This is a genomic window from Micromonospora sp. 4G55, from assembly GCF_016803375.1.
The window spans coordinates 1-3,977 of the sequence record NZ_JAEVHN010000563.1 but is presented as its reverse complement, the minus strand read 5'-3'; the positions used below and the strand labels follow the sequence as shown (position 1 = coordinate 3,977).

Genomic DNA, 3,977 nt, shown 5'->3' with positions numbered 1-3,977 from the left:
GCCAGCCGGCGCGCGCGCAGCCCAGCGCGATCTCCAGCCCGATCCCGGTGGAGGTGCCGGTGACCAGCACCGTCTGCTCGCTCATGCCCTGCCTGCCTTCCCTCGCCGTTGCCTACCGGGCAGACTCTCACCGTTGGAGTGCGCTCGAAGGCAAATCCCCCTGGCCCGCACGCCGGCCGAGTCGGGCGAGTAAACGGTCAGGTCAGCCCGGCGGACGGCGGCGGTGCGCGCGGCTGGTGTCGACGGGGCGGCCCGGGTCGACGTGCCGGGGGCGGTCCGGCTCGTCGAGGCGCAACGGCACCAGGGTGTCGGTGATCGCGTCGATGATCCGGTCGGTGCCCCGGCGGGCGGCGCCGGGCGCGCCGTGGGTCAGGTCGTGCAGGTCCAGCGGGTCGCCGAAGCGCACCCGGATCACCGGTCGACGCAGCAGCGCCCGGGCGATGCCGGGCAGCATGCCCTTAGGTGTCCGGTAGGGCAGCACCTCGTGCGAGCCCCACTGGGCGACGGGGATGATCGGGGCGCCGCAGGCCAGGGCGAGCCGGGCGGCACCGGTCTTGCCGCGCTCGGGCCACAGGCAGGGGTCCAGGCCGATGCGGCCCTCCGGGTAGACCAGCACCACCGAGCCGCGCGCCACGGCCGCGGCGGCGTCGTCGAGGGCCCGGTGCACCCCGGCGGTGCCCCGGTCGACGCGCAGGTGCCCGGCGTGGCGCATCAGGGCACCGATCACCGGGGCGCGGAAGAGCCCGCCGGTGGCCATGATCCGCGGGGCGACGCCCCGCGCCCGGCAGGCCGCGGCGAGGACGATCGGGTCGAACGGGCTGATGTGGTTGGCGGCCAGGATCAGCGGGCCGCGGCGCAGCTCGGCCGGCACGTCGCCGCTGACCTCCAGCCGGGCCAGCAGGGCGACGATGAGGCGGGCGAAGACCTGCGCGGCGCGCCAGAACCGTGGCGGCCGCCAAGTGGCGGTCGGGGTGTCCATCAGTGCTGGATGGTCGCACGCCGGTGGGTGACGGTGGGCACCGATCCCGGCCCTGCGGCAGAGGTGATCAGGGTCATTGGTCCCGGGGCAGGGTCGGGACCCCCGGCCCTGCCCCAATCTCTACGACGCGCAGTAGTATTTACTACGTCTCGTAGTATGAACAGCTGGGGGTTACTGGTGGACGCGTTGGACGTCGCCCGCTGGCAGTTCGGTGTCACCACCGTCTACCACTTCCTATTCGTGCCGCTGACCATCGGCCTGTCGGTGCTGGTGGCCATCCTGCAGACGCTGTGGCACCGCAGCGGCAACGAGCGCTACCTCAAGCTCACCAAGTTCTACGGCAAGCTCTTCCTGATCAACTTCGCGATGGGCGTGGTCACCGGCATCGTGCAGGAGTTCCAGTTCGGCATGAACTGGAGCGACTACTCCCGCTTCGTCGGCGACATCTTCGGCGCCCCCCTCGCGATCGAGGCGCTGGTCGCGTTCTTCCTGGAGTCGACCTTCATCGGCCTGTGGATCTTCGGCTGGGACCGACTGCCCAAGCGGGCGCACCTGGCCAGCATCTGGGCCGCCGCGATCGGCACCAACCTCAGCGCCTACTTCATCCTCGCCGCGAACTCGTTCATGCAGAACCCGGTCGGCTACCGGATCAACCCCGACACCGGCCGCGCCGAACTCACCGACTTCCTCGCCGTGCTCACCAACAAGGTCGCGCTGATCACCTTCCCGCACACCCTGGCCGGCTCGTTCCTGGTCGCCGGCTCGCTGGTGGTCACCGTCGGGCTGTGGCACGTGATGCGCAACCGCGACAGCGCCGACACCGGGGCGTACCGGTTCGCCACGAAGTTCGGCTCGTGGGTAGTGCTGGTCGCCGCCACCCTGGTCGTGATCACCGGCGACATCCAGGGCAAGATCATGACGCAGGTGCAGCCGATGAAGATGGCCGCCGCCGAGGGCCTCTACACCACCGAGAGCCCCGCCTCGTTCTCCGTGCTCACCGTCGGCAGCCTCGACGGCAGCCGCGAGCTGTTCGCCATCAAGATCCCGTACCTGCTGTCGTACCTGGGCACGGGCGACCCCAACGGCACCGTGCACGGCATCAACGACCTGCAGGCCCAGTACGCCAGCCAGTACGGCGCGGGCAGCTACACCCCGATCATCCCGGTCACCTACTGGAGCTTCCGCTTCATGATCGCCTTCGGGCTGGCCGCCGCCGCGATCGCCCTGCTGGTGCTCTGGTCGCAGCGCAAGGGCCGCACCCCCACCAGCCGGTGGCTGCTGCGCGCCGGCCTGGTCATGCCGGTGCTGCCGCTGCTCGCCAACTCCTTCGGCTGGATCTTCACCGAGATGGGCCGCCAGCCCTGGATCGTCTTCGGCGAGATGCTCACCCGCGACGGCGTGTCCCGCAGCGTCTCGCTGGCCGAGGTGCTCACCTCGTTCACCGCCTTCACCCTGATCTACGCCACCCTCGCCGTCATCGAGTTCAAGCTGCTCGTCCGCTATGCCCGCGCCGGCGTGCCCGACCTCACCCCGGACCCCGCGATCGACGACAGCCACGACGACGCCGAGCGCCCGCTCGCCTTCGCCTACTGACCCGGAGCCCACCGTGGAACTGACGACCGTCTGGTTTCTCCTCGTCGCCGTGCTCTTCACCGGCTACTTCATCCTCGAAGGCTTCGACTTCGGCGTCGGCATGCTGCTGCCCGTCCTCGGCCGCGACGACCGGGAACGCCGCGTCCTGATCAACACCATCGGCCCGGTCTGGGACGGCAACGAGGTCTGGCTGATCACGGCCGGCGGCGCCATGTTCGCCGCCTTCCCCGAGTGGTACGCCACCCTCTTCTCCGGCTTCTACCTGCCGCTGCTGCTGATCCTGCTCGCCCTGATCGCCCGGGGCGTGGCCTTCGAGTACCGGCACAAGCGCCCCGAGGCGTCCTGGAAGCGCCGCTGGGACACGGCGATCTTCGTCGGCTCCGTCGTACCGGCGGTGCTGTGGGGCGTCGCCTTCGCCAACATCCTGCGCGGCGTGCCGCTGGACGCCGACCACGAGTACGTCGGCGGCCTGGTCGACCTGCTGCACCCGTACGCGCTGCTCGGCGGGGTGACCACCGCGGCGCTGTTCCTCACCCACGGCGCGGTGTTCCTCGCCCTGAAGACCACCGGCGAGATCCGGGAGCGGGCCGGGGCGCTCGCCGTGCGCCTGGGCGTGGGCACCGCGGTGGCCGCGGTGGCGTTCCTGACCTGGACGCTGAGCATCCGCTCCAGCGCCGCCGCCGTCGTGTTCGCCGTCGGCGCGGCCCTGGCCCTGCTCGGCGCGCTCGCCGCCGCCCGGGTACGCCGGGAGGGCTGGGCGTTCACCGGCACCGCCGTGGCGATCGGCCTGGCCGTGGCGACCCTGTTCGCGGCGCTGTTCCCGAACGTGCTGCCCTCCACCCTGGACGCCGCCGGCACCCTCACCGCCACCAACGCCGCCTCCACCCCCTACACCCTCAAGATCATGACCTGGGTGGCGATGATCTTCACCCCGATCGTGCTGGCCTACCAGGGTTGGACGTACTGGGTGTTCCGCAAGCGGATCGGGGTAGTGAACATCCCGCAGCACTGAGAACCTGCGGGGGCGCGGGACGCGGGGCCGGGCGAGGGGGTCGCACCGGCCCCGCGGGCTGTTCCCCGCCGGAAAATCCGCCCACCCTCAAGATCCGCGCCGCTATGGTGGGCCGATGGCCAACCCCCCGCACGTGCGTGAGCTCATCGTCGACGAGCTCACCGACGCCTGGCAACTCGGTCGGCACGCCTTTGGCTTCGGCCCGCAACCGGCGCCGCAGGCCATCGTCGACATGCCCGGCCTGACCCGCTACGGCGCCTTCGACGACACCGGCCGGCTCCTCGCCAAGCGCCGACCTGCACCACGAGCAGTGGTGGTCCGGGCGGGCCGTGCCCGCCGCCGACGTCGGCGGGGTCGCCGTCGCCCCCGAGGCCCGCGGCCGGGGCGTGGCCC

General features: G+C 71.5%; 3 protein-coding genes and 1 pseudogene. 3 read left to right on the top strand and 1 reads right to left on the bottom strand.

Annotated elements, in window-relative coordinates:
* Positions 1-202: 202 nt before the first annotated feature.
* On the bottom strand, positions 203-979 hold the full coding sequence (locus JNW89_RS29850) for a 1-acyl-sn-glycerol-3-phosphate acyltransferase (protein WP_238451624.1): 777 nt from the start codon (positions 977-979) through the stop codon (positions 203-205).
* Positions 980-1,156: 177 nt separating this feature from the next.
* Here JNW89_RS29850 and JNW89_RS29845 point away from each other — a divergent pair, with 177 nt between their 5' ends.
* The 3 genes and pseudogenes from JNW89_RS29845 to JNW89_RS29835 all read left to right on the top strand — a co-directional run.
* Positions 1,157-2,572, top strand: a complete 1,416-nt coding sequence (locus JNW89_RS29845; protein ID WP_238451623.1) for a cytochrome ubiquinol oxidase subunit I — start codon at positions 1,157-1,159, stop codon at positions 2,570-2,572.
* Between the two features lie 13 nt (positions 2,573-2,585).
* Positions 2,586-3,584, top strand: coding sequence for a cytochrome d ubiquinol oxidase subunit II (cydB, locus tag JNW89_RS29840; RefSeq protein ID WP_238451622.1), 999 nt, complete (start codon positions 2,586-2,588; stop codon positions 3,582-3,584).
* A 115-nt stretch (positions 3,585-3,699) separates the two neighbouring features.
* Positions 3,700-3,977 (top strand): annotated as a pseudogene (locus JNW89_RS29835) (hypothetical protein); the annotation flags it as partial.